Source organism: Cellulomonas sp. P5_C6 (genome assembly GCF_054049635.1).
In genome coordinates, this window is sequence record NZ_JBFULZ010000360.1 from 1 (window position 1) to 1515 (window position 1515).

Here is a 1515-nt window from a genome sequence, read left to right on the forward strand (position 1 = left end):
CCGTGAGGGCCTTGAGCGAGTAGGCCGAGACCTCCAGCGCGGTCGCGACATCGGGCCACTGCCCGTCCAGGAAGTGCCCGCCGAGCACGGACTGCGGGGCGAAGCCGATCGAGTGCACCACCCCGTCCAGGCGGTCCGCGTGCTCGCCGACGAGCTCCGGCAGGGCCGCCAGGTCGGCGGCGGACGTGACGTCGAGACGGACCACCGGCGCCGGGGCGGGCAGCCGCCGTGCGACGACCTCGGTCAGCCGCTGCTGGCGACCGAACGAGGTGAGGACCACCTGCGCACCCTGCTCCTGAGCCAGCCGGGCTACGTCGAAGGCGAGCGAGCCCTCCGTGAGAACCCCCGTCACCAGGATCGTCCTGCCGTCGAGCAGAGGCATCGGCGTCTCCCGCGTGTCGGTGCCGCGCTTCGACTAGCCGGCGCCGACGACGCTAGCTGGCGATGGACGACCCTCCTGGGCCGTTCGGCACCTTGACAAGAGGGAGCGGCAAGACGGTGCGGCCTGGCTCAGTGCTCGTTCTTGATCACGAAGAACGAGCCCCGGATCGTGCCGGCCAGCTTCGACTTCTGTCGCGCGAACTTGAAGCGCGACGCGAGCTCCTCGGGGACCTCCATGCCGTCGGACAGCTTGAACCCGACCGCGCGCTTCCCACCGTCGGAAAGCGTGTACATGACGTTGATGGACAGACCCGACTCGTAGAACACGTACGCCATCCTGATCCCGTCGACCACGAACTCCGTCGCCTCGAGGGGCCGGGACGAGATCACGAGGTCGCGCTCGTCCTTGAGGATCCCGTGCACCCAGTCCACCGTCTCCGTCGCCTCGCTCGCGGGCTCGACGGTGAAGACGTGGTCGTACTTGTTCTTGAAGTAGCGCGCCTCGTTGGCCCGCAGGCCGGCCGCTGCGTCCGCCACCGGCGAGGACTCCAGCCCGACGGTGGACACATTCGTGAAGTCGACGACGTAGGACAACGTGAACCCTCCAAGCGCGGAACTGAGAGTGCGAGGGTATCGGCCGGGATGCCCCTTCGTTGGCCGATCCATGCGTGCGGCCTGAAGGTGCGCCACCGAGGTCGACGGCGCGGCCCGCACCAGCGTGAGGGTCCTTGACGCGACCCGACTCCGCTCCTATCGTTTCGCCACCACCGCAGTTGGTCACGTGTTCAACTCGCGGCCACCCACCCCCAGGAGCGCAACGATGCGTGCCTCACGAGACCTCGCCACGGGTGGGTCCGCCGACCTCGTCGAGCGGCCGGCCCGAGCATGACGGCGACCCCCGTGCTCGACGAGACCACCCCCACCGTCCGCGTCCGAGCGCGCTGGATCGTCGCGTTCTCGCTGGCGGTCGTGGGCGTGGCCGCCGGCTGGTTCGGTCCGATCCAGATCCTGCTGCCCGCCCAGGCGGCGCGGCTGGAGGACCTGGGCCTCGGCGGCAAGGAGGCGATCCTCGCGATCGTCACCGCGAGCGGCGCGGTCGCCTCGATGATCGCGAACCCGCTGTGGGGCGGGATC

2 protein-coding genes and 1 pseudogene are annotated in these 1515 nt (G+C 69.8%); 1 reads left to right on the forward strand and 2 read right to left on the reverse strand.

Annotated features, from left to right (window positions below; translation table 11 throughout):
• The coding region (locus ACXJKG_RS21110) for an SDR family oxidoreductase (protein ID WP_456847673.1) at positions 1 to 382 on the reverse strand (382 nt) is incomplete at its 3' end.
• A 128-nt stretch (positions 383 to 510) separates the two neighbouring features.
• Positions 511 to 975 carry a phage tail protein gene (locus ACXJKG_RS21115; RefSeq protein ID WP_456847674.1) on the reverse strand — a complete coding sequence of 155 codons (465 nt, stop codon included), beginning with the start codon at positions 973 to 975 and terminating at the stop codon, positions 511 to 513.
• Positions 976 to 1266: 291 nt separating this feature from the next.
• Between ACXJKG_RS21115 and ACXJKG_RS21120 the strand changes: the two are divergent.
• Positions 1267 to 1515: pseudogene (locus tag ACXJKG_RS21120) on the forward strand (MFS transporter); the annotation flags it as partial.